Raw genomic sequence first — 25,368 nt, forward strand, 5'->3', positions numbered from 1 at the left:
TCGGAACGCCCCATGAGGACTATTAGGGGGGTATGCGTCAAGCCGATCCCGCATCGCGGCCGAGATTCGGCACGTTCTCCCTTCGGCCTGTTGCGTCGCACCCACGGGCTCTGCAACATGCGGCGACGAATTGGGGGACCCTAGATGAGCAAGACCAACCGGGGCAATTTCTTCGAGGATTTCAGCGTCGGCCAGGTGATCCGCCACGCGACGCCGCGCACCGTCACGGTGGGCGATGTGAGCCTCTACAGTGCCCTGTATGGCACCCGCTTCGCGGTCCAGTCGGCCGACACCTTCGCCCAGGACATCGGCTATCCCGCCGCTCCGGTGGACGATCTGCTCGTGTTCCATACCGTGTTCGGCAAGACGGTCCCGGACATCTCGCTCAACGCAGTCGCGAACCTCGGCTACGCCGGCGGGCGCTTTCTCGCCCCGGTCTATCCCGGCGACACGCTCACGGCCGTCTCCGAGGTCATCGGCCTGAGGGAGAATTCCAACGGCCAGAGCGGTGTCGTCTATGTCCGCTCCGTGGGCTTCAACCAGGACGGCACCGAGGTGCTGGACTACGTGCGCTGGGTGATGGTGCGCAAGGCCGACCCCTCCCTGCCCGCGCCGGAGCCCGTGGTGCCGACCCTTCCGGCGGCGCTCGCGCCCGATGCCCTCGGCGGCGCCGTGCCCGTGCTCGACCTCGCCGGCTGGCGCGACGACCTGTCCGGCTCCGCCGCCCGCTTCAGCGACTATGCGGTGGGCGAGCGCATCGACCATGTGGACGGCATGACGGTGGAGGAGGCGGAGCACATGATCGCCACCCGCCTCTACCAGAACACGGCGAAGGTGCACTTCAACCAGTTCACCGAGGGCCAGGGCCGCTTCGGCCGCCGTCTCATCTACGGCGGGCATGTGATCTCCATCGCCCGCGCGCTCTCGTTCAACGGCCTCGCCAACGCCTTCCACATCGCCGCCATCAACGGCGGCCGGCACGTGGCGCCGCTGTTCGCCGGCCTCACCGTCCATGCCTGGAGCGAGGTGCTGGACGCGCAGGAACTGCCAGGCCGTGACGACGTGGGCGCGCTGCGCCTGCGCACCGTCGCCACCAAGGACCGGCCGACCGCCGATTTCCCCTTCAAGGCGGAGAACGGCGATTACGACCCGAGCGTCATCCTCGATCTCGACTACTGGGCGCTGATCCCGCGCTGACCGGTCGCGCCGGACGCCGCCGCCCCGGCAGAGGTCGCGGGCGGTGCGGCGCTCGCCCCCTGGGGCTTGGCAGCCGGCGACTTCGCTTCCGACGGCTTGCTCCCGTCCGCTAGCCCCGAGGTCGGCGCCGGCGGCTTTGCCGCGGCGCCTGAGGTGGCCGGCTTGGGCTTCGGCTTGCGCGGCGGCGCGGCCGGCGCCGCCGGGGCCGGAAGCCCGCCAAAGACCGACATGAAGCGCCAAACCTCCTCGCCGGCATCGATATCGTGGCTGCGCAGGCCGAGAAATGGCGTGGCGAGATCCGGCTTGGTCTCAACCATGGCCGGCGACTGGTGGCCGCCGCGCTCGATGGTGATGAGCTCCACCGCGCTGCCATCCCGGCACCCCTCCCAGCGGCGCAGCTCGGCGGTGGTGCCGTCGTCCGGAGCCAGGTCGGGCAGCTTGGTGCTGGTGGCCGGCCCGCATCCGTCCAATGCGGCATAGAGACGGGCGCTGTCGGGCGCCGAAAGAGTCGAGCCCAGCGGCGTCCAGAATCCGTTATAGCCGATCACCGAATCTGCCGTGCCGTGGATGAACTGGATGGAGACCGGCTTCGACGGCTGGCACTCCTCCTTATAGTTGGCCGGGGCGGTGGACATGATGGCCGAGTAGGCGGCGAACAGCTCGCTGTATTCGCAGGCCATGCGCTGCACCATGAAGCCGCCGTTGGAGATGCCGGTGAGATAGATGCGGTTCGGATCGGCGATGCCGTCCGCCGCCAGACGCCGCGCCAGAGCCACGAGGAACGCCACGTCGTCGCCCGGCCGGAGCATCATCTTGAGCCGCATGGCCGCCGGGCGGCCATCGTTCCACGTCCGCCCCTCCCCTTCCGGATAGACGGCAACGAATCCGTGCTTTGCTGCCGCGGCGTCGAGCCCGAAATAGGCGCGGAAGCTCTCCGGCGTCTGCGCCGCGCCGTGCAGCGCGATCACCGTGGGCGCCGGCGTGGTGACGCCGTCGGGTGTCACCACCACATAACGGCGGGTCTCCCCGTTGACCGAAAGCCTGAGGTCCTTGACCGATTCCGCATGGGCCGGAGCAAAAACCGACCAAAACAGGAACAAAAAGAGACTCGCAAGGAACATCCCGCTGCCAGCGGCGCCCCGCCGCAGCCACGATTGCCACACGTCTAAAGTCGAAGCATCGGGGGCCGGTCGGAGGCGGACAAGGGCGGCAAGGACCGTCATGAGCGCAATAAGCCTCTTGAAACAAATAGAATTTAGCGCGGCGGCCGCCCCTGCCATCGCATCCAGGCTTGCCCTGCGAATACGGCGGCGGCGGGGCGGCGGTGTGTCATTGCGGCCACACACGCGGCAGCTCCGCCGCCAATTTGATCTAGATCAAACTGAACATCGCCTCGCAGGAGGAAGTGTTTCCCATCAGTTATCTCAAAGGGCTTGTGGGAGCGGGGCATGTCGAAGCTCGGACTTGGTATCATTTTCGCGGCGGGGCTCAGCGCCCTCGTTGCCGGCAGCGCGACGGCCGCCGATCTTTCCACCCCGGTCTACAAGGCCCCCGCGGTTGAAGAGCCGCTGAGCCCCTGGCAGATCCGCGTGCGCGCCCTCTACGTGCTGCCCGAGAACGGCGGCTCCGTGACCGGCATCCTGGGGTCGGACCTGACCTATTCGAGCTCCGTCGTTCCCGAGCTCGACATCTCCTACTTCTTCACCAAGAACATCGCCGCCGAGCTTATCCTCGGCGTGACGCCGCACAACATCTACGGCGCCGGCACCATTGCCGGTCTCGGTCAGGTCGGCAAGGTGTGGCTGCTGCCCCCCACCCTCACCCTGCAGTACCACTTCACCGACTTCGGCCCGTTCAAGCCCTATATCGGCGCCGGCGTGAACTACACCGCCTTCTTCAGCCAGGAGTCGACCAACCCTGCCTTCTCCTCGCTGAAGGTCAACGACGCGTGGGGCCTTGCCCTCCAGGTCGGCTTCGACTGGATGATCGACCGTCACTGGGGCTTCAACGTCGACGTGAAGAAGATCTTCCTGCAGCCCGACTTCATGCTGCAGACCGTCGGCGGCGCCTATCTGCAGGGCGGTGCGGACCTCAATCCCTGGATCTTCGGTACGGGCGTGACCTACCGCTTCTGATCGACCGATCCAGTCGCGACCAAAAGAAAACGCCGGGCTTGCCCGGCGTTTTTTTTCGCCCGCCAGCCCGCACGCCCGCAACAGTTCTGCGTCGCGCCGATCCGCGAAGGCATCACATTCCCTTGCGGGCGGGGCGATCCGGCCGCCGGTGGGGCGTTGGCACCGCAGCAATCGGCCGCTACAAGCGCGGACATAGGACGATCATCCAATTGCCGGCCACTGCGTAACGGTCTTTAAAGCCGCCCAAGGTGCTTTGGAATCGTTGCGAAGAGACGACGATTGAGATACCTGATCGATCGATTTTTCAGGAGGAGGCCCCATGGCCGACAGCCCTCAGCGCATTGATCGCCCCCTATCGCCACACCTACAGATCTACCGTCCGCTGTTCACGATGATGATGTCCATTGTGCATCGCATCACGGGCGTCGGCCTGTATTTCGGCATGGCGATCCTCGTATGGTGGCTGCTCGCGGCCGCGACGTCCCCCTCGGCCTACGCCACCTTCGCCGCGGTTGCGGGTTCGCCCATCGGCCTCCTCGTCCTCTTCGGCTTCACCTGGGCGCTGCTGCACCATGCGCTCGGCGGCATCCGGCACTTCATCTGGGACTTCATCCACGGCTTCGGTCCGGAGCGCGTTCTGCTCGCCAAGGCCACCCTGGCCGGCTCGGTGGTGCTCACCGTGGTCGTCTGGATCATCGGCCTCGCGCTGAAGGGCTGAGGAGAACGCCATGAGCACCCCCCATTCCGGCCCCGCGCCCGCACGCACCACCATGCGCACGCCCCTCGGCCGCGTCCGCGGCCTCGGCGCTGCGAAGTCGGGCACCGAGCACTTCTTCACGCAGCGCGTCACCGGCGCCGCGAACCTCCTGCTCTCCATCGCCTTCATCATCATCGTGATCTCGGTGGCCGGCCAGAGCTACGCCGCGGCCCGCGCGACGCTCGGTCATCCGCTGGTGGCGGTGATCATCCTTCTGACGCTGCTTTCCGTTACGACGCACATGCGCATCGGCATGCAGGTGGTCATCGAGGACTACGTGCATACGGAAGGCCTCAAGGTGCTGCTCATCGTGGCCAACACCTTCTTCAGCATTGCCGTTGCCCTCGCCGGCGCCTTCGCCGTGCTCAAGATCAGCCTGGGAGGCTGACACATGGCCGATACCGCAACGAACGGGGCCGCCGCGCCCGGCATCAACGGCGCCGCCTACCCCATTGAGGATCACACCTACGACGTGCTCGTGGTCGGCGCCGGCGGCGCGGGCCTGCGCGCCGTGGTGGGCTGCTCCGAGGCGGGCCTGCGCACCGCCTGCATCACCAAGGTGTTCCCCACCCGCTCCCACACCGTCGCCGCCCAGGGCGGCGTCGCCGCCTCGCTCGGCAACATGGGCGACGACAAGTGGGAATGGCACATGTACGACACCGTCAAGGGGTCGGACTGGCTGGGCGACCAGGACGCCATCGAATACCTCGTGCGCAACGCGCCGGCGGCCGTCTACGAGCTGGAGCACTGGGGCGTGCCCTTCTCTCGCACCGAGGACGGCAAGATCTACCAGCGCCCCTTCGGCGGCATGACCACCCATTTCGGCAAGGGCACCGCCCAGCGCACCTGCGCCGCGGCGGACCGCACCGGCCATGCCATGCTGCACACGCTCTACGGCGCGGCGCTGAAGCACCAGGCCGAGTTCTTCGTCGAATATTTCGCCATCGACCTCATCATGGATGAGGAAGGCCGCTGCCGCGGCGTGGTGGCCATCAAGCTCGACGACGGCAGCATCCACCGCTTCCGCGCGCACCTCACCGTGCTCGCCACCGGCGGCTATGGCCGCGCCTACTTCTCCGCCACCTCGGCCCATACCTGCACCGGCGACGGCGGCGGCATGGTGCTGCGCGCCGGCCTGCCCCTGCAGGACATGGAATTCGTGCAGTTCCACCCGACCGGCATCTACGGCTCGGGCTGCCTGATCACCGAAGGCGCCCGCGGCGAGGGTGGCTACCTGACCAATTCCGAGGGCGAGCGCTTCATGGAGCGCTATGCCCCCTCGGCCAAGGACCTTGCCTCGCGTGACGTGGTCTCGCGTTCCATCACCATGGAAATCCGCGAGGGCCGCGGCGTCGGCAAGAACAAGGACCACGCCTTCCTCCACCTCGACCATCTCGATCCCGCGATCCTCCACGAGCGCCTGCCCGGCATTTCGGAGAGCGCGAAGATCTTCGCCGGCGTGGACCTGACGCGTGAGCCGATCCCGATCCTGCCGACCGTGCACTACAACATGGGCGGCATCCCCACGAACTATTACGGCGAGGTGCTGGACAAGCGCCAGGGTGACCCGGACAAGGTGGTGCCGGGCCTGATGGCCATCGGCGAGGCCGCCTGCGTCTCGGTGCACGGCGCCAACCGCCTCGGCTCCAACTCGCTGATCGACCTCGTGGTGTTCGGCCGCGCCGCCGGCCTGCGCGCCGCCGAGCTGGTGAAGCCCGGCGAGAAGCACCGGCCCCTGCCGGAAAACAGCGCCGAGCTGGCACTGGGCCGCCTTGACAAGTACCGCTACGCCTCCGGCGGCACCCCCACCGCCGAGCTGCGCCTCTCCATGCAGAAGGTGATGCAGAACAACTGCGCCGTCTTCCGCACGGGCGAGGTGCTCGAAGAGGGCAAGAAGCTCATCCACGACGTGTTCAAGGACTCCAGCGATATCGGCGTCACCGATCGCTCGCTGGTGTGGAACTCCGACCTCATCGAGACGCTGGAATACGAGAACCTCCTCTCGCAGGCCATCGTCACCATGGAGAGCGCGGCGAACCGTCAAGAAAGCCGTGGCGCCCACGCCCGCGAGGACTTCCCGGACCGCGACGACGTGAACTGGATGAAGCACACGCTGGCCTATTTCGACCCGGCCTCCGGTGCCGTCCGGCTCGACGACCGCCCCGTGCACACCTACACGCTGTCCAACGACATCCAGTACATCGAGCCGAAGAAGCGCGTGTACTGACGCCCCACTCGACCGCGCGCGCCGGGGGAAACGCCCGCCGCGCGCGGCCATGGCAAGAATTCCTGCGGGCGGTCACCGCTCCAGCGCTTCAGGACGTCCCATGGTTGAGCTCACTCTTCCGAAGAACTCGCAGGTCACGACCGGCAAGACCTGGCCGAAGCCCGCCGGCGCCAAGAAGCTGACCGAGTTCCGCATCTATCGCTGGAATCCGGACGACGGGAAAAATCCGCGCATCGACACTTATTACGTCGATCGCGAGGATTGCGGCCCGATGGTGCTGGACGGCCTGATCTACATCAAGAACAAGATCGACCCGACCCTCACCTTCCGCCGCTCCTGCCGCGAAGGCGTGTGTGGCTCGTGCGCCATGAACATCGGCGGCACCAACACCCTCGCCTGCACCAAGGGCATGGACGAGGTGCTGGTGAAGGGCGTGGTCAACATCTATCCCCTGCCGCACATGCCGGTGGTGAAGGATCTGGTGCCCGACCTCACCAATTTCTACGCCCAGCACGCCTCCATCGAGCCCTGGCTCCAGACGGACACCGCCGCCCCCGAGAAGGAGTGGCGCCAGTCCAAGGACGACCGCGAGAAGCTGGATGGCCTTTACGAGTGCATCCTGTGCGCGTGCTGCTCCACCTCCTGCCCGAGCTACTGGTGGAACGGCGACCGCTATCTCGGCCCCGCCGCCCTCCTCCAGGCCACCCGCTGGCTGAAGGACAGCCGCGACGAGCGCACCGGCGAGCGGCTCGACTATCTGGAAGACCCCTTCCGGCTCTATCGCTGCCACACCATCATGAACTGCGCCCAGGCGTGCCCGAAGAGCCTCAACCCGGCCAAGGCCATCGCCGAGATCAAGAAGATGATGGTCGAGCGCCAGATCTGACGCTGACCGCGTCTCCGGCCATTTCCGGGACCGCCCGCCTGATCGGCGCGGCGGTCCTTTCATTTTGGGGCTTTCGCAGCGAAGGCTTGAGGCGCGGGTTGCGGCCTGACGCCAGCCCGCCGCCACACCCCGTCTGACCGGGCGGATCCCGCCCCCGCCCCGACCTCCCCCGCAGGAACCGCTCCGTTCATCGCCTCGTTATGCGAGCGCGCGCGGCACCTTCATGCCCTTCTCAAAATGGTAAATTATATGTTAACGTTAAGATTATCTGTGACATTTTGGCACTGGACAGCGTCAAACTCGGAGGCCTCGCCATGTGGATCATTCGCGCCGTTTTCCCGGCCTTTCTCGCCTTCGCGCTGCTGTTCGCGGTGGTGACCCACCCGTCGGAGATGTTCGTCGCGCTGGGCAGCCTCGTTCTGACGCTGAGCACGGCGAGCAGCATCATCTTCTTCGCCTTCGTCGCGATGGCGGTCGTCTTCGGCTTCGAGCGCACGTCCGGCCGTCACATGGCGCCGGCCTCCCCGGTCCACGTGCACCGGTCGCTCCGCAGCGAGATCAACCTCTGAGACTGCGCCGCGCCTGAGGCAGCGTCACTTGCGGCATGAGACCGACGGCCACGGGCTCTTGTGGAAGAACGGTTTCAGTTCGATCAGCGTGATGCCCTGCCACAGGGCGCTCGTCGGCTGCGGGCATAGCTGGAGCATGGCGGAGGTGGGATTGCCCCGCCAGTTCTCGGGAATGTTGACCACAACGGTAAAGGCGCCGGCGTCGTAAACCGGGTCGCGCGCCCACCATCCGGCCGGAAGGCGCTGGCGCAGGTAGATGCGCAGCGAGAGGAACGGATCGAAGGGATAGGGGTCCACATCCGGATCGATGCGCGGCCGCGCCGGCATGTCGCCGAAGCTCTGCATGGGGGCCTGCGCGCGCCCCGGACCTGCCATAAGCCCGAGGATGAGTACCCCCACGAAGAGGCTCGTGAAGCTGCGCCCCGCCGGGGAGTGCCCGCTTCGCCTGCCTCCGGTTCGTCCCGCCATAGGCCGCCTCCCGTTTCCCGCGCCGCCCGCTCCCGCCCCAAAAAGCGGCAACCCCTGTGCTACCGCTTCCCTTGGCCGCGCGTGCGCACTAATGCTCCCTCATAGGGCCGGATGCTGCTTTGCGGAACCGGTCCGGCACCGGCGGGGGCCATGACCCCGCCGAGGCAGGATAGCGGCGACGGGGGCTCGGGTGGCGAGAACGGACGAGAAAGGCGCAGGCAGGTTGCGGGCACCTGCCGCGCGGGGATCGATCCTCGGCCTACCGGCGGCCCGGACCGGATCGTTCCGCCCGTGAGCGCCGCCCAGCTCCGCTCCGCCATGGGGCTCATCAACACCTACGGCATCTATCTCGCGGCCATGATGGCGCGCGGGCTCGAACTGGTCGGCAAGCTCGGCCTCTACGTGCTCGGCGCGCGCATCCTGGGCGTGCATGATTCCGGCTATTTCTTCCTCTGCCTCACCTGGGTCGGCGTTTTCGCCACTGTCTCGCGCGGCGGCTTCGAGCGGGCCGTGGTGCGCCACGTGGCCGCAGAACTCGCCATCGGCAAGGGGCGCGCCGCGCGGCACGCCTTGCTGACCGGCGGAGTGGCCGTGCTCGTCATCGGGCTGGTCGTCTCCCTGATCACCGGCGCATTGTCGGAGCTGATCGCCACTCGCCTTTTCCGTGATCCCGAGGCGGCCCGCCCCCTGTTCCTCGCCGCCTTCATCATCCTGCCCCAGGCCATGTGCTATTTCGTCGGCAATGCCCTCATGGGCCTGCACAAGAGCGCCTGGGGGCAGCTCGTGCAGAACGGGCTCTGGCCCTGCTTCACCCTTGCGGCGCTGCTCGCCGGGGTGCAGTCCCTCGACGGTGTCCTGATCGCGCTGGCGGTGGCCAACGTCGCGGCCGCGCTCATCGGCCTGGTGCTGGTGTGGCGGGATCGCCACCGCTTCGTGGACACCCCCTCGGATATGGACGGCACGGCGGAGCAGTTGCCCGCGCTGTGGCGCACGGCCATGCCCCTGGCGGTGGTGGAGACGGTGCAGATCCTTCTGCCCTCCCTGCCGGTGCTTCTGCTTGCCACCTTCGGCCAGCCGGCCCAGGTCGGCGCCTTCAGCGTGGCGAGCCGCATCTCCATGCTGACCTGGGTGGTGAGCGCCTCCATCGGCAGCGTGGCGGCGCCCTCCTTCGCCGCCCGCCACCGGCAGGGCCAATGGGACGCCCTGCGCCAGCTGAACCGCAAGGTCCGCCTCGCCATCGCGGTGTTCAGCGCGCCGCTGCTGGTCGGCATGTTCTTCTTTCCGGCGATGATCCTGCACCTCGTGGGCCCGGGCTTCGAGATTGCCGCCACCGCTCTGGTCATCCTTGCGGTGGGCCAGTTGGTCTATGCCCTGCTGCCCTGCCAGGAGATCGTGCTGGCCATGGCGGGTCACGGCGGACTGCTGCGCTGGCTCACGGTGGCGCAGACGGTGGTCTGCCTGATCCTGTGTGTGCTGCTCATCCCGTCCTTCGGCATGATCGGCGCGGCCATCGCCACGGCCGTGTTCGCCTCCCAGCTCGCCATCGGCTCCGCGCTGGCAGTCCTGCGCACCATGCCGCGTGCATTCTGAGACGAGGATCCGCGCGCCCGGTGCATCGCTTTTCGCAACAGGTGGTTAACGCTAAAGTAATGGCGCTCCGGCAGTCTCACGGCGAGATTTCGACCGTGCTGCCGCGCCTCAACCGAGGTGCGAAGTGATGACCAGAGAGCTGGCCGGCGCCGCGGAGCATTCAGGGGGAAGCATGTTGATGCCGCACGCGGCGCAGCCGGACGCCACGGATTCATCCCCCGCCGTCGCATCCGGATCCCTTGGTTTCACGGTCCGCGACTTCCTGATCGCCACCTTCTACCACATCCGTATCGTGCTGCTCGCGGCCGCGCTTCCGTTCGCCATCGCGATCGGCGCGGCGGTGACGAGCCGCACCGAATACACCGCCTCAAGCCTGCTCATGGTCATCGTGAGCCGCGAGGTCTCCAACGCCCAGAACGTGACCGATTCGGGTCCCTCGGTGCTGAGTATCGAGGGCCTCAAGCAGGTCGAATCCGAAGTGCAGATCATCGAGAGCGCGGACGTGGTCCGCGCCACGGTGGAGCAGGTGGGCATGGATCGCCTGTTCCCGCCCGGCCGCTTCTCCGCCATCACCCGCATGTTCAGCTCTGACAAGGACGCCGTGGACAAGGCGGTGGAGCGGTTCCAGGCGAGCCTGCGGGCCTCCGTTCTGGCGGATTCCAACGTCATCCGCGTCAGCTTCACCAATCCCGACCGTGACGTGGCGGTGGAGGCCGCCGACGCCCTGGTGAAGAACTATCTGTCGGTCCGGCGCCGGCTGTTCGAGAATCCCACCGCCAAGATCCTCAAGCTGGAGGTGGAGCGCTTCCGCCAGGACCTCAGCTCCGTGGACGCCCAGATCGAGAAGCTCAAGGCCAAGGTCGGCATCATCGAGTTCAGTCAGGATGCGATCCTCGCGTCCAACCAGGTGGACGGCATCCTCCAGCGCCGCCGCCAGGTCGCCGAGCGTGAAGTCGCCGTCACCGCGCAGCTCACCGAGGCGGAGAAGCAGCTCGCCGCCTTGCCGGACTCGGTGTTCGACTTCTCCGAGAAGACCGATGCGCTGCCCGGCGACGAGGACAACAACACCCTCACCAAGCTCCTGCTCGAGCGCGACCGGGTGTCCTCCCAATATGCCCCCGGCAGCCAGCTCCTGCGTGATCTCGACCGGCAGATCGTGACCATCCGCGCGCGTATCAAGAGCCGCTCGGAGCGGCGCTACAACACCGATCGCGCGATACGCAATCCGCAGGTCAACTACATCCAGAACATGATCCTGAGCCTGCGGGTGGAACAGGACTCGCTCGCCCGTCAGAAGGGCGAGCTGGTGCAGCAGCAGCGGGTGGCCGAGGAGCGCCTCGCCGCCCTGCGCGCCGCCGAGACTCCCCTCATCGAGCTGAACCGCCGGCGCGATTCTCTGAGCGAGGGCTTCCGCGAATATCAGCGCCGTGCGGTGGCCGCGTCCATCGAGGAGGCCGCGGCCCAGTCGCGCCAGTCGTCGGTGCGGGTGGTGCAGGATGCCGGCTCGGCCGTCACCAAGCGGTCGCTGGCGCTGCCACTGGTTGCGGCCGGCCTGTTCGCCGGCCTCTTGTTCGGCGGAGCTGCGGGCGCCATCGCCTCCACCCTGCGCACCTCGTTCATCATGCCGGGCGAGGCCGAGCGCGCGCTCGGGATGCCGGCCATCGCGGTGCTGGACGACACCGGGGAGCAGCCGGACTCCCTTGCCACCGAGCGTGCCATCAGCAGTTGCGCCACCCTTCTCCTCGACACCCGAATCGACGACCAGCCGCTGCGCGCCATCCATTTCCTCTCGCCCGAGGACGATGATGCCCTGCCGTGGTTCGCGCGCTCCCTCGCCGAGGAATTCGCGCGCCAGCGCCAGAAGCGCACCCTCTTCGTGGATCTGTGCTCGGCGACGCCCTATCCGCTGGTCGGGGGGGACAGCGCGGTGCGCGGGGGCGTCGCGGTGGTGGCGACACCGGTGCCTCTCCTGTGGGTGGCGGCGGAGGCCGACCGCTCGCCGCTCCTCGACCTGCGCCTGCCCATCGCCGAGGCCGAGATGATGATGGCAGAGCTGAAGCAGGCGTTCGACTGCATCGTCGTTTGCTCGAACCTGCCGCGCGCCTCCCTCGTCACCCAGCGCTTCTCCCAGCTGGTGGACGGCAACGTGATGGCCGTGCAGGCCGAGCGCACCCGCAAGCCGGCCGCGCTCCACCTGCGTGATTCGGTGATCGAGAGCGGCGGTCTCTTGTTCGGCTTCATCTTCCTCGGGCGCCGCTATTATCTTCCCAACTGGCTGTATAGACGCGCCTAAACTGCATCCTGAAGCTGCAAGACCTAATGGCAAAGGGGCGCGTCAGCGCCCCTTATGCGTTTGGGCAGCCACGGGTTTTCTGCATCGCAGCAATCGCCGCCCCGCCAATAAGCGAACGTTAACCATGGCCCTTTAGGGTGCCTTTACCACGTTCGACGGTTCTCGCTGCTGGCTCTTCTGTTGACGGTTTGCCGATGGCGGCCGACACACGGTTTGTTTGCGCGTTAACCATTCGCTTATGATTCGTTCCGGGGGTTGTCGATGGTCTTGCCACAGTGCGACGGGAGACACACCGCGCGCGGAACGGCACCGGAGATGATCGGCGCCGCGTCCCGCCGCCGTGCCGCCGCCCTCTCCCGCATCGGGCTCGCCCTCGTCAGCCTCTGCATTCTCAACGGTTGCGCCGCCATCGCGACATCGCAGAACACGGGCACTGAGCCCTTCACCACGGGGCACGAACTGCGCTTCACCGAAGTGAATTCCGACCGCTTCAAGCCGTGGACGGACCAGGTGCCGAGCTATCGGCTTGGGCCGGGCGACAAGATCAAGGTCAAGTATTTCATCACCCGCGAAATGGACGAGGATCTCACCGTCGGTCCCGACGGCTCCATCGCGCCGCGGGCCATCGGCCAAATCCGGGTGGAAGGCAGCAACCTCTCCAGCGTGCAGGACTACATCCGCCGCGAGTCCCGCAAGGAGCTCGTCGACCAGAAGGTGGTGGTCTCGCTGGAGGAAGCGGTCTCGGCACGCGTCTATGTGGGCGGCATGGTGGCCCATCCCGGCGCCTTCAAGCTCGCGGACATGGGCACCAGCGTTCTGCAGGGCATCCTCCAGGCCGGCGGCTTCACCGAAGAGGCGCGCACCGGACAGGTCGCGCTCATCCGCCGCGGGCCCAACAACGAGCCCATGCTGCGCCTCATCAACGTGCGTGACGTGATCCAGACCGGGTTCGACGCCAACGATGTGCCGCTCGTGACCGGCGACATCATCTATGTGCCGCGCTCCTCGATCGCCGAAGTCAATCTCTGGATCGACCAGTTCATCACCAAGGTGGTGCCGTTCCAGCGTCAGTTCAGCTATACGATCGGTTCCTACACCCAGACCGGCGGCGCAAGCTCGCTCCTGCAGTAGACCTGCGCGGGCGGACCGCGGTCGCGCATCATCCGTGCCGCAAGCGGAGCGGCACCGCAAAAGGCTGGACCATCATGTTCGCGGAGAGTGAGGCCGCCGGTTCCGTCCGGACGCAGACCTTCCTGAAGGTGCCATTCGACTGCCTGGACGTGGCCGGCGCGGCGCGGGCCATCGCCGCCCGCCCGCCGGGATCGCCGTTCGCCTATGTGGTGACGTCCAACGCCTCCCATCTGGTGCGGCTCAACGAGCGTGGCGATGCGCGTTTCGCCGCCGCGCTCGAGGACGCCGGCCTGCACACCCTCGATGGCTCGGCGCCCCATTGGCTCGCCCGCAACCTCTTCGGCCTCGACATCCCGCTGTGCCCCGGCAGCGATCTCTCCACCTACCTGTTCGAGCATGTCATCACGCCCGACGACGCGGTGACGGTGATCGGCGGCAATGACGAGATGAAGCGCCGCCTGATTGCGCGCTACGGTCTGCGCACCCTCCACATGCACGTGCCGCCCATGGGCTTCATCGACGACCCGCAGGCGGTGGAGGCGACCATCCGCTTCGTGGAGGAGCACCCGGCGCGCTATGTCTTCCTCGTGGTGGGCGCGCCGCGGTCGGAATACCTCGCCCACATGATCCGCGCGCGCGGCAACGCGGTGGGCACCGGCCTATGCGTCGGCAGCGCGCTGAACTTCCTCACCGGTCTGGTGCAGCGGGCGAGCCCAGCCTTCCGCAAACTCGGCCTGGAGTGGCTTTACCGGCTGATCCAGAGCCCCAGCACCCATATCGAACGGGTGTTCGTGGATTCGCTGCCCATCTTCCGGGTGGCGGCGAAGGCGAAGGTCAATCCCGCGGCCTATGGCATGAAGCCGGCCGCGGCGGACCGCCCCTGATGGCGGGCGGGGCGGCGGACATTCCCGGCCCAGGTGGCACCGGCGCACCCGGCAAAAGCCCCGCCGCTCGCCCGCGCGTGGTGATGCCCCTGCGGCGGGACGTGGCCGCCTTTTCCCCCGGCGATGCCCGGCTCGACCATGACGCAGCGCTCCTCGCCAAATTCGTGCTCGCCGGCACCCTGCCGCTGTTTGCGCAGGTCTTCTACTATCTCAACGAGTATCCGCCGCCCTACCTTCTCTCGAAGGCCTGGCCCTTCCTCACGTTGCCGCTCGCCTTCTATGCCGTGGCCCGGCTCAAGCTGCCGGTGAGCGGGGCCTTCCTCACCGTGCTCGCCTATGCGCTCGGCTTCACGCCGATGGTGTCGATGATCCAGCTCGGCAACGGCTTCCTCGATGCGCTGACCACCACCATCAAGGCCTGGCCCTTTACCTACTATTTCAGCCTTTCCGCCCTGCTCGCCCTGCTTGCCGTCAACCCCTCCAGCATCCGCAAAATCGTGCTGGCGTTCGGCGCGGGCACCTTCATCCTCATGGTGCTGATCTATCTCGCGGCGCCGACCTCCTGGTATTCCAACAATCCGGCGGACAGCAAGCTGCTGCTCTTCGATCTCGAGCGCGGCTATCGCGTCTACATGCCCATGTTCTTCGGCATGATCCTGGTGTTCTTCCTGGCCCGCTCCTTCATCCTGCGGCGCAACGTGCTGTTCGCGCTGGGCGTTGCGGTGTCCTTCCTGCCCATGCTGTTCATCTTCAAACAGCGCGCCGCCATCGGTGCGGCGGTGGTGGTGGTGGCCTTCGGCATGACCATGTCCCTGCCGCCGATGCTCCGCCGCCTCGTCATCGGCGCTGCGCTGGTCGGCGCGGCCGCGGGCACCGGCCTTCTCGCCTATAAACTCGGCCTGTTCTCGGGCTCCCTCGACGGGGCGACCAACGCGCTCGGCGCCTCGCTCTCGGTGCGGCAGAATTCGTCGGCGCTGGCGTTCGGCTTCCTCGGCGACGACCCCATGCGCTGGACCTTTGGCGTCGGCGCCACCACCCGCTTCAGCACCACCACCCTCAACGACATCTTCGGGAACGGGCAGTTCTTCATCGCCGACCTTGGCTGGATCGGCGTGATCTTCGAGTATGGGGTGATCGGCGCGGCGCTGCTCGCGGTGCTCTACGGCTGGTGCTTCGTCTATGTGTTCCGCCTGACGCGGGACCTCACCGACGCCTTCACCCTCGCCCTCGCCGACTACGTGCTTTACCTGATCGTCAGCTCGGCCGTGTATTCGGTGGTCTTCACCCCCGGTGAGCTGGGCGTCGTCATGGCGCTCATCGTGTATCTCGACCGTCAGCGACGCGCCGCGCCGGCCGCGCCGGTGACGGTCCTATCCCGCTTCAGCCGGAGCGCGGAGGCCCATCTTGTCTCGCGTGAGGGTCCGCGTGTCGGCGGGCGCGGTGCGCGTCATGTCACGCTTGGGCGCAGCCCGGGTGCACGTTGAGCGGTCGGGAGGCCGGAATGCTTGAGTCGCTGCAGGTCCTGCGCGCCATAGCCGCCCTCATGGTGGTGGTGTTCCATCTCGGCGCGCCGCTTCAGCGGCTGGGTCTCGAAGCACCATGGCCGCAATCGGGCGCGGCGGGCGTGGACATCTTCTTCGTGCTGTCGGGCTTCCTGATGCTGGTCACCACCTACAAGCGGGACGGCTATACCGGCAGCTTCTACCACAAGCGCCTCGTGCGCATTGTGCCGCTCTACTGGATCGTGACCACCGCGAGCCTCGCGCTGCTCCTCCTCGCGCCGCAGCTCGTGAAGAGCGGCAAGGCCGAAGCCTGGCACATCATCGCCTCCTACCTGTTCCTGCCGGCTCGACACCCGGTGCTGGGCACGCTCGAGCCCCTCGTGGTGCCCGGCTGGACGCTGAACTACGAGATGTTCTTCTACCTGCTGTGGGGCATCGCCCTCCTGCTCCCGCAGGAGCGACGGGTGGTCGGGGTCGGCGTGGTCATCGCGGCCCTCGCCGTCCTCGGATTCGCCGCGCCGAGCGGCAATCCCTTCTTCGCCTTCTACACGTCGTCCATCATGCTGGAGTTCGTGTTCGGCCTGGGCCTCGGGCTCTGGTATCTGAACGGCGCGCCGATCCCGCGCGGCTGGGGCTTTGTCCTGATCGGCTGCGGCTTCATTTCGCTCCTGTCGCAGGGGGATGTGCCGCCGGAGACGCGGATGCTGCGCTGGGGCGTGCCGGCGGCGATGGTGGTGGCGGGCGCGCTGGTTCTGGAACGGGCACGCCCGGTGCCCCGGGTGGCCGTCCTGGCGCTTTTGGGCGACGCCTCCTATTCGCTGTATCTCGTTCACGGCATGGTGCTTTCCGCCGTGGGGCAGGTGTTCGTGCGCCTGGCGCCGTCTCTGCCGCTTTCCGGTCCCGCCCTTTACATCGCCTGCGGGGTCGCCGCCGTGGGCGCGGCCATGGTGATTTCCGTGCTGGTCCATCTGGCGGTCGAGCGGCCGCTGTTGCGGGTCATGAGCGGCCGGCGCGCAACGCCCGGCAAGGTCACGGCCGAACGGCCGGGATGAAAGGAGCACGCGGCAGCCGGCTTTTTCGCCGGAAGTCGCCTTTACCGCCTTGCCGAACCCCGGCAAGGTCTGTCTATTCCTACATTCGTGATCGATGCTGCACCGCCCAACGGGGGGCCGGGCGGCCCGGTGTCCGGCAGACGTTCCAGTCCGCGACCGGCGAAAAGCGTGAGGGGGTTTGAAGATGTTGAGACGAGTGAAGAAGCTCGTGAACGAACCGGCATTCCGCGAGGCCCCTCTGACGGTGACGGGACGCGCGATTTCCCTCGCCCTGCATGTGGCCCTCGGCCGCAGCCCGATCGCCGAGATCACCCCCGGCGCCCGGCTGAAGCTGCCCGCCGACCTGCGCTTCACCACCACCTCCATCTATCTGCTCCGCGACAATGTGGAGCCCGAGGTGCGCTATCTCGACAAGTTCCTGCGGCGCGGCGACGTGTTCGTGGACGTGGGCGCCAATATCGGCCTGTTCACCCTGAAGGCGGCGACCATCGCGAGCCGCGTGGTGGCGGCCGAGCCCGGTGCCGATGCCGGCCAGCAGCTGAAGCAGAACCTGGCGCTCAATGCCTTCACCAACGTCACCATCGTACCCAAGGCGATTTCGGACGCGGTGGGCAAGGCGGTACTGTTCCACAACCCGCTCGGCGACGACCCGCAGGCCTTCTCGCTCATCAATGACGGGACCAGCACCGAGAGCGAGGAAGTGGAGATCACCACCCTCGACAATCTGGTGGCGGATGCCGGCGTGGCCCGCGTCGACTGCATCAAGATCGACGTGGAAGGCGCCGAGGACCGGGTGATCGGCGGCGCGGCGAAGACGCTGGATGCCTTCCATCCGACGGTCATCTTCGAGATGAACTGCCCCACCCTCGTTGCGGACGGCGGCGATACCAAAGCGGCCTGGAATGCGCTGGCCGCGCACGGCTACCGCTTCTTCCACATGCAGGATGACGGCGTCCTGAAGCCGCTCGCGACCTGCCCCAGCGCTTTCGGCAACTACGTGGCGCTGCATCCGCAGGGCCGCGTGCTCTCCGAAGGCGGCGTGCCGGCCGCCTGAGGCGATGCCCGGCGGCATTCGGCGAAGGTTGCGCGCCCCGGCGATGCCGGGGCGTCAGGCCGACCAGTCTTTCAGCCGCGCGATGATCTCCGGCCGCGCGGCGAAAATGAAATTGTTCACATAAACGGCGTCGCGCCGCGTGCGGGACCCGTCGGGAACCAGCGCCTCGCGGGCCTGGTGGACGGCCGGGTCGAAAGTGGCCAGCGGCCTCATGGCCCCGCCGAAGCGGAAGAACCCCTCATAGCCGAACTGCGCCAGCATCCGCGCCACGTCGGCGACCGCGCCGGCCCTATGCCGCTCCTCGGCCTCGACCAGCAAGGTCGGCCGGCTCTCCGCCAGAACGCGGGTCGCGCCCTGAAGGACGGCACTCTCATAGCCTTCGACGTCGAGCTTGATGAAGCTCACCGGCGCATCCACACACGCATCAAGCCGGTTCAGGGCCACCCGCACGTCGTCCACCGTCCCCGGCAGGCCGCTGGCGAGATTGCCGTCGATGGTGGCGAGCGGCGACATCCCCTCCGGGATGTGCAGCACCGCCTCGCCGCTGGCGCTGCCGAGCGCGGTCTCGAACAGGCGCAGGCGACCGTCGGCCAGTTCGTCGGGAAAGCGCAGGCGCAGTATCCGCGCAAGGCGCGGGTTCGGCTCGAAGGCAAGCACATGGGCGCCGCCCTTCAGCAGCCAATAGGTGAACAGGCCGCGATTGGCCCCGATGTCGCACACCGTTTCCCCCGGCGACACCAGGATTTTCAGCAGCCCGACCTCGCTTGCGGGATCGCGCGCGACCCGCTCGTCGATCCACGGGCAGGCGAACGCGAAAAGCCGCGGCATGCGGCTTTCAAGAATGGACTTGAACGTCGTCAGAACTCACTCCCTTCCCGGTGCTCCCCACGGCTCCGGAAACGAGGTGGAAACCCGCCAGACATCGCTCCCACCGGAGCGCGTGCCAAGGTTGAGAATGACATGGCGCGCGTGAATTTACATTGAAGATACTTCGGATATTTTCAGATTCGCATGAACAGCCCGCAGGTTGCAGGCCGCGTGCTGCAAAACCGCACGGACACTTTCCTTGGTCGGACAGAAGGCGACACGACTTGACCAGCCAGCCCCATCGCCGTCCCGCGGTATTCTTTGATCGCGACGGCGTGCTCAACCTCGACACCGGCTATGCTCACCGGGCTGCGGATCTGGAGTGGACGCCGGGCGCGCGCGAGACGGTGCGCCGGTTCAATGATCTCGGCTACCTGGTGTTCGTGGTGACCAACCAGTCGGGTGTCGCGCGCGGCTTCTACGGCGAGGCCGACGTTGAGGCTCTGCACCGCTTCATGGCCGAGGACCTCGCCCGGGACGGCGCACGGATCGATGACTGGCGCTATTGCCCCTTCCATCCCGAAGCGACCGTGGCGGCCTATCGCGCCGTCCATCCCTGGCGCAAGCCGGCGCCGGGCATGATCCTCGACCTCATGGCCCACTGGCCGGTGGCGGCGGCCGAGAGCCTGCTGATCGGCGATCAGCCCTCCGACATGGCGGCGGCGGCGGCGGCGGGCATCGCCGGGCACCTGTTCCCGGGCGGCAACCTGCTCGATTTCGTCGTGGCCCTCGATCCGCCGCCGGCCGGATGATCAGGGCACCGGCTGGTCGCAGCCCGGACGCTCCAGCGTGACGCAGATGGCGAGAGAGAGGCTGCGATAGTCGGGATTGTCCGGGCTGGTCGGTCCGGGCGGCACGAGGCCGAGGCCATAGAGCATCGCGCCCGCCTTGGGATCCGCCATCACCTGGGTTAGCAGCCGGGCCGTCCGGTCGATGGTGAAGCGCGGCCCTCCCGCCTCGGACGGCATGACGGCGATGCCGAGGGCGAGCGGCCCCCGCCACAGGCTGCGATAGGCGCGGAACGCCTCCTCAGGGCTGTAGGTCGGCCCGGCGTCGTAGGACATGATGGAGACGAGGTCGATGCCCTGCGCCTCCGGTGCCTTGAGCATCGCCCGCATCATGCCCACGAACGGCCCGAACCGCGGCTCGGCGGAGGCGAAGCGGCCTTCGCCGTAGGCGCCCACGCTCCAGGCGGCGACGCTGACCACGAAGGGCCGCGGCAGCGCAGCCCGCAGGTCGGCGAGCACGGCGATGGAGCGGGGGTCGTCGGCGCAGGCGATGCCGCCCTCGGGCTTGCGCACGCAGCCGGCATCGGCGGTCTCGTAGTCGAGATCCACGCCGTCAGCGCCGAGGTCACGGACGAGCTGGGCCAGTGCCCGGAAATCGCGCGCGTCCCAGCCGAAATAGCCCCAGCCGCCCACGGCGAGCAGGACGCGCACCGAGGGATGGCGCGCCTTGAGTTCGGCGATGGCGCCCTTCAGCACAGCGCCTGAATAGGGGAAGGCCAGCCCGGTGCCGGCGAGGTCGAGATTGCCGGAATAGGCGAGATCGGGCTTCACGAAGCCCAGCGCCACGTGGGTGAAATAGCCGGGCAGGCGCGCGAGCAGCGTCTCGGCGGGCGCTTGCGTGGTCACCTCCGACCACGAGGCGAGATAGGCGAGGAATGGCCGGTCGCTCTCCTTCGCCCGCGCTGCCGACGCGGCGGTCAGAACCAAGGCGAGAAGCGCAGCGCTCAGAAGACCGACGGACCGGCCATGCCCTTGGTGACGGTGAGCAGCATGATTCTGATGTCGAACCATATGGACCAGTGCTCGATGTAGAAGAGGTCGAGCTCGACGCCGCGCTCGGCCTTCTCCAGGGTGTTGATGCCCCCGCGCATGCCGTTGATCTGCGCCCAGCCGGTGATGCCCGGCTTCATGCGATAGCGCGCCACATACTGGCTGATGGCCTCATAGCGGACGTTGGTGGCCACCTTCATGTTCGGCACATGGGGGCGCGGGCCGACGACGCTCATCTCGCCGCGCAGCACGTTGATAAGCTGCGGCAGCTCGTCGATGGAGGTGGAGCGCAGGAAGTTGCCGACCTTGGTGATGCGCGGGTCGTTCTTGCTGGTGCCCTTGGAGCCGTCATCGGTGGGATCGACCCGCATGGTGCGCAGCTTGTAGCACTGGAACACGCGGTTGTTCAGGCCGACGCGCGGCTGGCGGAACAGGATGGGCCCCGGGGAATCCAGCTTGATGGCGATGGCCGCGCCGATGAGGATCGGTGCCGTGAGCATGAGGCCGATGGAGGCCACCACATAGTCCTCCACCCCCTTAAGGAGCCCGAGCGAGCCTTTCAGCGGCTGCTGCTGCACCTGGAGGGCCGGCTCGCCGGCAATGCGGGTGAGGTTGGCGTAATTGAGCGTGAAGCGGTCCGGATCGAGCTCGACGATGACGTCGGCGGCGATCTGGTACATCTGGTTGGCGATGGCGCTGATGGCGGCCGGGTCGTTCCAGCTCTTGGCGACGACCACGATGTCCACCGGATTGTGCTTCACATATTCCAGAAGGTCCTTCATGCCGCCGAGCACCGGCAGGCCATCCGGACCGGGCGGCGGGAGGGGCGCGCCCTCCACGTGGCTGTCATCGAACAGGGCGACGAAACTGAGGAGGCCAGTGTTGCCCTCTTCCTCCCCATAGCGCCGCACCAGATCGCGGGCGCGGCCGAGATCGCCGATGAGCACGACGTTGCGACGGAGCACCTCGTGGGTCTGCACCAGCGCCATGCCGATGCGCACGAGAACCAGGCGGCCGAAGATGAGCATGAGCGTGGTGACGACGCCCCAGCCGAGCAGCGCCCAGAGATTGGTCTGGCCGATGGGGATCAGCGCGTAATAGCAGACGGCGATGACCGCGCCCGCGGGCACCACGCCGACGCCGATATGGCCGATCTGCCGCAGCGGGCGGACATAGTGCTCGACCCGGTAGCCGCGGCCGATCTGAAGCACCTGCACATAGACGAAGATGCCGAACGCCCAGAGGATGGCGAGCTGGCTCCAGGACAGGAATTCCCAGCGCAGGTGCGCAATGATCGCCCCGAGCGCCGCCATGACGACGTCGCACGACAGGACGAGCCGATTGACCAGTCCATGGGTCCAGCGTGTCATCGTCCCCCGATCCCCGCAGCCGCCGTCCGAATCCCAGACTCCACGGTATGTGCTTCTGGTTAAGAAGTGGTGGGCAGTCAAGGAAATGGCGCAAATTGTGGCGGCATGAACCTGTTAGACGCCTTCCGATCGGGCGGCCGCCCGGCTCTGTACCAAAGAAGCCGCCGGACCTTGCGATCCGGCGGCTTCGATCTCGTTCAGAATGGAGGTGTCTTCAGTGGCCGAAGGCCTTCACCACGTCCTCGGTGACCTTCTTGGCATCGCCGAAGAGCATCATGGTGTTGTCCTTGAAGAACAGCTCGTTCTCCACGCCCGCGTAGCCTGCCGACATGCCGCGCTTGATGAAGAGAACGGTCTTGGCCTTCTCCACGTCGAGGATGGGCATGCCGTAGATCGGCGACTGCGGATCGGTCTTGGCCGCCGGGTTGGTCACGTCGTTGGCGCCGATCACGAAGGCCACGTCCGCCTGGGCGAACTCGGAGTTGATGTCCTCGAGCTCGAACACCTCGTCGTAGGGCACCTGGGCCTCGGCGAGCAGCACGTTCATGTGGCCCGGCATGCGGCCCGCCACCGGGTGGATGGCGTACTTGACCTCGACGCCCTCCTCCTTGAGCAGGTCCGCCATCTCGCGGAGCGCGTGCTGGGCCTGCGCCACCGCCATGCCGTAGCCGGGCACGATGATGACCTTCTCGGCGTTCTTCATGATGTAGGCGGCGTCATCCGCCGAACCCTGCTTCACCGGGCGGGCTTCCGCCTGGCCGGCCGCGCCGGCCGCCGCGGCGTCACCGCCGAAGCCGCCGAGGATGACCGAGATGAAGGACCGGTTCATGCCCTTGCACATGATGTAGGACAGGATGGCGCCCGAGGAGCCCACCAGCGCGCCGGTGATGATCAGAGCGGTGTTGCCCAGGGTGAAGCCGATGCCGGCCGCCGCCCAGCCCGAGTAGGAGTTCAGCATCGACACCACGACGGGCATGTCCGCGCCGCCGATGGGGATGATGAGCAGGCCGCCGAGGATCAGCGACAGCAGCGTGATGATCCAGAATAGCGTGATCGAGCCGGTCAGCACGAACGCGACGATGAGGATCAGCAGCAGCAGGGCCAGGCCGCCATTGATGAGGTGGCGCGCCGGCAGCATGATCGGCTTGCCGCTCATGTTGCCGTTGAGCTTGGCGAAGGCGATGATCGAGCCGGTGAAGGTGATCGCGCCGATGGCCACGCCCAGCGACATCTCCACGAGGCTCGCCCCGTGCAGGTGGCCGGGATCGCCGATGCCGAAGGCGCGCGGCGCATAGAGCGCGGCCGCGGCCACAAGCACGGCGGCGAGGCCGACGAGCGAGTGGAAGGCGGCGACCAGCTGCGGCATCGCCGTCATGGCGATGCGCTTGGCCACCACGGCACCGACGCCACCACCGATGCCGATGCCGGCGAGCACCAGCACCCAGCCGATCCCGTCGGACGGCGGGGAGAGGGCGAGCGTGGTGAGAATGGCGATGCCCATGCCCACCATGCCGAACAGGTTGCCCTGCCGCGAGGTGGTGGGATGGGAGAGGCCCCGGAGGGCCAGCACGAAGAGAATGCCTGCAACCAGATAGAGCAGGGCGGCGAGGTTCGCGGTCATGTGCCTCGCCTCACTTCTTCTTGGAGTACATGGCGAGCATACGGCTGGTCACCATGAACCCGCCGAAGATGTTCACCGAGGCAAAGACGAGCGCCACGAAGCCGAAGATGCGCGCGCCCCAGGCGTGGCTGGAATCGCCCACCGTGGTCACGCCGACAGCGAGCAGCGCGCCCACGACGATCACCGACGAGATGGCGTTGGTGACGCTCATGAGCGGGGTGTGCAGCGCCGGGGTCACCGACCACACCACGTAATAGCCCACGAACACCGCGAGCACGAAGATGGAGAGGCGGAACACGAAGGGGTCGATGGCCCCTCCGGTCGCCGCATGGGCCGCCGCGCCGAGGGCAGAGGCCGCCTGGTCGGCATAGAGCTGCGCGGCTTCCGCCGCCTGCCGCGCGATCTCGGCGGCGGTGCGGGCCTGCATTGCGGCATCCGCCGCGGTCTGGGCTGTGGCGGGGTTCATCAGGCCGCTCCCTCGCTGGTCGCTGCGGGATTCTTGGGTGCGAAGTTCGGATGCACGACGGCGCCGTCACGGGTGAGGAGCGTGGCCTTCACCAGCTCGTCGTCCCACTTGACGGCCAGCGCCTTCGACGCCTTGTCCACCATCGTCTCGAAGAAGTTGAACAGGTTCTTGGCGTAGAGCGGCGAGGCCGAGGCGGCGATGCGGCCCGGCACGTTGAGATGACCGACGATCTTGACGCCGTTCACCTCGACCACCTGCCCCGCCACCGCACCGGCGACGTTGCCGCCGCGCTCGACCGCGAGGTCGACCAGCACGGAACCCGGCTTCATGGAGGCCACCATCTCCGCTGTCACGAGGCGCGGCGCAGGCCGGCCCGGGATCAGGGCGGTGGTGATGACGATGTCCTGCTTCTTGATGTGCTCGGCGACGAGGGCAGCCTGCTTGGCCTGATACTCCGCCGACATGGGCTTGGCGTATCCGGCGGCGGTCTCGGCCTGCTTGAACTCCTCGTCCTCCACCGCGACGAACTTGGCGCCCAGCGAGGCGACCTGTTCCTTGGCGGCGGGCCGCACGTCGGTGGCGGTCACGATGGCGCCGAGGCGGCGGGCCGTCGCGATGGCCTGGAGGCCCGCGACGCCGGCGCCCATGACGAAGACGCGCGCGGCCGGAACGGTGCCGGCGGCGGTCATCATCTGCGGCAGAGCGCGGGTGAACTCGGCGGCCGCGTCGATCACCGCGCGATAGCCGGCGAGGTTCGCCTGCGAGGAGAGCACGTCCATCACCTGCGCACGGGTGATGCGGGGCATCAGCTCCATGGCGAAGGAGGCGATCCCGGCATTGGCCATGGCGGCGAGCGCCGCATCATTGCCATAGGGATCCATGATGGCGAGGACGAGCGCGCCGGGCTTGTACGACGAAAGTTCGGCTTCCGTCGGCCGGCGAACCTTCAGTACGACTTCGGCGCCGTTCAGCGCATCCGCCGCCGACAGGGCGATGGTGGCCCCTGCCGCCACGAAGTCGGAATCGAGAATGCCGGACTTCACGCCCGCGCCGCTCTCCACGGTCACGGATGCGCCCAGTGCGACGAGACGCTTCACCGTATCCGGGGTCGCGCCAACCCTCGGCTCGCCGAGATCGATCTCGGCGGGAACAGCGATTTTCATTTCTTGATGTCTCCGGTGCTCCGGCCGCTCAGCGGGTCAGAGGAGGAAAATCCACATCAGGACGAGGATGGCTGCAACGCCGATGGTGCCCCACTTGGCGAGGGCGGTGAACATGGCGTAGGTGCGCTCGTGCTCGGGATAATCGTTACCGTCTGCCGTGGCGTATTCGATCGTGGCGTGTTCAGCCATCTTATCCCCCTGCTCCTAAGCGTCTTCTGACGCCTTTACCGGAGATGGGAATGTCTGGCAACTGCCTTCTGGTGTACAGTATGCCAGATTGAACGGCGTGGCCCGCGAGCCCCTCGCGTCGCGCCACATGTTCTTGTTATGTTCCGTCTTCGGTGCTAGCTTTTTAAGC

Annotated in this window: 24 protein-coding genes; 15 read left to right on the forward strand and 9 right to left on the reverse strand. The window is 67.3% G+C overall.

What is annotated here, in order from left to right:
- Positions 1 to 144: 144 nt before the first annotated feature.
- Positions 145 to 1,197: a MaoC family dehydratase gene (locus A37E_RS0103275; RefSeq protein WP_024280379.1), complete on the forward strand. Its 1,053-nt coding sequence runs from the start codon at positions 145 to 147 to the stop codon at positions 1,195 to 1,197.
- Here A37E_RS0103275 and A37E_RS25795 read toward each other — a convergent pair.
- On the reverse strand, positions 1,173 to 2,543 hold the full coding sequence (locus A37E_RS25795) for a PHB depolymerase family esterase (protein ID WP_197022922.1): 1,371 nt from the start codon (positions 2,541 to 2,543) through the stop codon (positions 1,173 to 1,175). The genes A37E_RS0103275 and A37E_RS25795 overlap by 25 nt on opposite strands.
- Before the next feature lie 102 nt (positions 2,544 to 2,645).
- Between A37E_RS25795 and A37E_RS0103285 the strand changes: the two genes are divergently transcribed.
- From A37E_RS0103285 to A37E_RS0103310, 6 genes are all read left to right on the forward strand, one after another.
- On the forward strand, positions 2,646 to 3,332 hold the full coding sequence (locus tag A37E_RS0103285) for an OmpW family protein (RefSeq protein ID WP_029555305.1): 687 nt from the start codon (positions 2,646 to 2,648) through the stop codon (positions 3,330 to 3,332).
- Between the two features lie 319 nt (positions 3,333 to 3,651).
- Entirely contained in the window at positions 3,652 to 4,050 is a 399-nt protein-coding gene (gene sdhC / locus A37E_RS0103290) for a succinate dehydrogenase, cytochrome b556 subunit (RefSeq protein ID WP_024280382.1), read from the forward strand.
- Positions 4,051 to 4,060: 10 nt separating this feature from the next.
- Positions 4,061 to 4,477 (forward strand): succinate dehydrogenase, hydrophobic membrane anchor protein, encoded by a 417-nt coding sequence (gene sdhD, locus A37E_RS0103295; RefSeq protein WP_029555306.1) that lies wholly within the window; start codon positions 4,061 to 4,063, stop codon positions 4,475 to 4,477.
- Between the two features lie 3 nt (positions 4,478 to 4,480).
- Entirely contained in the window at positions 4,481 to 6,316 is a 1,836-nt protein-coding gene (gene sdhA, locus A37E_RS0103300; RefSeq protein WP_029555307.1) for a succinate dehydrogenase flavoprotein subunit, read from the forward strand.
- A 100-nt stretch (positions 6,317 to 6,416) separates the two neighbouring features.
- Entirely contained in the window at positions 6,417 to 7,202 is a 786-nt protein-coding gene (locus A37E_RS0103305) for a succinate dehydrogenase iron-sulfur subunit (RefSeq protein ID WP_029555308.1), read from the forward strand.
- 314 nt (positions 7,203 to 7,516) lie between these two features.
- Positions 7,517 to 7,771 (forward strand): hypothetical protein, encoded by a 255-nt coding sequence (locus A37E_RS0103310; protein ID WP_029555309.1) that lies wholly within the window; start codon positions 7,517 to 7,519, stop codon positions 7,769 to 7,771.
- A 24-nt stretch (positions 7,772 to 7,795) separates the two neighbouring features.
- Here the strand turns inward: A37E_RS0103310 and A37E_RS0103315 are convergent, their stop codons facing one another.
- The gene (locus A37E_RS0103315) at positions 7,796 to 8,170 is read right to left on the reverse strand and encodes a hypothetical protein (RefSeq protein WP_156026228.1); all 375 of its coding nucleotides are present in this window, start codon (positions 8,168 to 8,170) and stop codon (positions 7,796 to 7,798) included.
- A gap of 360 nt (positions 8,171 to 8,530) precedes the next feature.
- Here A37E_RS0103315 and A37E_RS0103320 point away from each other — a divergent pair, with 360 nt between their 5' ends.
- The 7 genes from A37E_RS0103320 (at position 8,531) to A37E_RS0103350 (ending at position 17,745) form a co-directional block, all read left to right on the forward strand.
- Positions 8,531 to 9,829, forward strand: a complete 1,299-nt coding sequence (locus A37E_RS0103320; protein ID WP_029555311.1) for an oligosaccharide flippase family protein — start codon at positions 8,531 to 8,533, stop codon at positions 9,827 to 9,829.
- A gap of 172 nt (positions 9,830 to 10,001) precedes the next feature.
- Positions 10,002 to 12,122: an LPS biosynthesis protein gene (locus A37E_RS0103325; RefSeq protein WP_029555312.1), complete on the forward strand. Its 2,121-nt coding sequence runs from the start codon at positions 10,002 to 10,004 to the stop codon at positions 12,120 to 12,122.
- Between the two features lie 315 nt (positions 12,123 to 12,437).
- Positions 12,438 to 13,253, forward strand: a complete 816-nt coding sequence (locus tag A37E_RS0103330; RefSeq protein WP_245279259.1) for a polysaccharide biosynthesis/export family protein — start codon at positions 12,438 to 12,440, stop codon at positions 13,251 to 13,253.
- 74 nt (positions 13,254 to 13,327) lie between these two features.
- Positions 13,328 to 14,137 (forward strand): WecB/TagA/CpsF family glycosyltransferase, encoded by an 810-nt coding sequence (locus tag A37E_RS0103335; protein ID WP_029555314.1) that lies wholly within the window; start codon positions 13,328 to 13,330, stop codon positions 14,135 to 14,137.
- On the forward strand, positions 14,137 to 15,621 hold the full coding sequence (locus A37E_RS0103340) for a hypothetical protein (RefSeq protein ID WP_197022923.1): 1,485 nt from the start codon (positions 14,137 to 14,139) through the stop codon (positions 15,619 to 15,621). Before A37E_RS0103335 ends, A37E_RS0103340 begins: the two co-directional genes overlap by 1 nt.
- 17 nt (positions 15,622 to 15,638) lie before the next feature.
- Entirely contained in the window at positions 15,639 to 16,691 is a 1,053-nt protein-coding gene (locus tag A37E_RS0103345; protein WP_051678752.1) for an acyltransferase, read from the forward strand.
- Positions 16,692 to 16,899: 208 nt separating this feature from the next.
- The gene (locus tag A37E_RS0103350) at positions 16,900 to 17,745 is read left to right on the forward strand and encodes an FkbM family methyltransferase (RefSeq protein WP_245279260.1); all 846 of its coding nucleotides are present in this window, start codon (positions 16,900 to 16,902) and stop codon (positions 17,743 to 17,745) included.
- 54 nt (positions 17,746 to 17,799) lie between these two features.
- Here the strand turns inward: A37E_RS0103350 and A37E_RS25130 are convergent, their stop codons facing one another.
- Positions 17,800 to 18,573, reverse strand: coding sequence for an FkbM family methyltransferase (locus A37E_RS25130; protein ID WP_051678753.1), 774 nt, complete (start codon positions 18,571 to 18,573; stop codon positions 17,800 to 17,802).
- Positions 18,574 to 18,836: 263 nt separating this feature from the next.
- Here A37E_RS25130 and A37E_RS0103360 point away from each other — a divergent pair, with 263 nt between their 5' ends.
- Positions 18,837 to 19,364: an HAD family hydrolase gene (locus tag A37E_RS0103360; protein WP_029555319.1), complete on the forward strand. Its 528-nt coding sequence runs from the start codon at positions 18,837 to 18,839 to the stop codon at positions 19,362 to 19,364.
- On the opposite strand, the gene A37E_RS0103365 is transcribed toward A37E_RS0103360, so the two are convergent.
- The 6 genes from A37E_RS0103365 to A37E_RS0103390 all read right to left on the reverse strand — a co-directional run bounded on the left by A37E_RS0103365 (position 19,365) and on the right by A37E_RS0103390 (position 25,199).
- A complete protein-coding gene (locus A37E_RS0103365) occupies positions 19,365 to 20,327 on the reverse strand; it encodes a glycoside hydrolase family 18 protein (RefSeq protein ID WP_029555320.1) in 963 nt (320 codons plus the stop codon).
- Between the two features lie 17 nt (positions 20,328 to 20,344).
- Positions 20,345 to 21,760 (reverse strand): exopolysaccharide biosynthesis polyprenyl glycosylphosphotransferase, encoded by a 1,416-nt coding sequence (locus A37E_RS25135; RefSeq protein ID WP_038192497.1) that lies wholly within the window; start codon positions 21,758 to 21,760, stop codon positions 20,345 to 20,347.
- Between the two features lie 214 nt (positions 21,761 to 21,974).
- Entirely contained in the window at positions 21,975 to 23,381 is a 1,407-nt protein-coding gene (locus A37E_RS0103375) for an NAD(P)(+) transhydrogenase (Re/Si-specific) subunit beta (RefSeq protein ID WP_029555322.1), read from the reverse strand.
- 10 nt (positions 23,382 to 23,391) lie between these two features.
- Positions 23,392 to 23,847, reverse strand: a complete 456-nt coding sequence (locus tag A37E_RS0103380; protein ID WP_024280400.1) for a proton-translocating transhydrogenase family protein — start codon at positions 23,845 to 23,847, stop codon at positions 23,392 to 23,394.
- The gene (locus tag A37E_RS0103385) at positions 23,847 to 25,010 is read right to left on the reverse strand and encodes a Re/Si-specific NAD(P)(+) transhydrogenase subunit alpha (RefSeq protein WP_029555323.1); all 1,164 of its coding nucleotides are present in this window, start codon (positions 25,008 to 25,010) and stop codon (positions 23,847 to 23,849) included. Before A37E_RS0103385 ends, A37E_RS0103380 begins: the two co-directional genes overlap by 1 nt.
- 36 nt (positions 25,011 to 25,046) lie before the next feature.
- The gene (locus A37E_RS0103390; RefSeq protein ID WP_024280402.1) at positions 25,047 to 25,199 is read right to left on the reverse strand and encodes an aa3-type cytochrome c oxidase subunit IV; all 153 of its coding nucleotides are present in this window, start codon (positions 25,197 to 25,199) and stop codon (positions 25,047 to 25,049) included.
- Between the last annotated feature and the right edge of the window lie 169 nt (positions 25,200 to 25,368).

Origin of the sequence: Xanthobacter sp. 91 (genome assembly GCF_000702385.1) — a bacterium.
Lineage (GTDB): Bacteria > Pseudomonadota > Alphaproteobacteria > Rhizobiales > Xanthobacteraceae > Xanthobacter > Xanthobacter aminoxidans.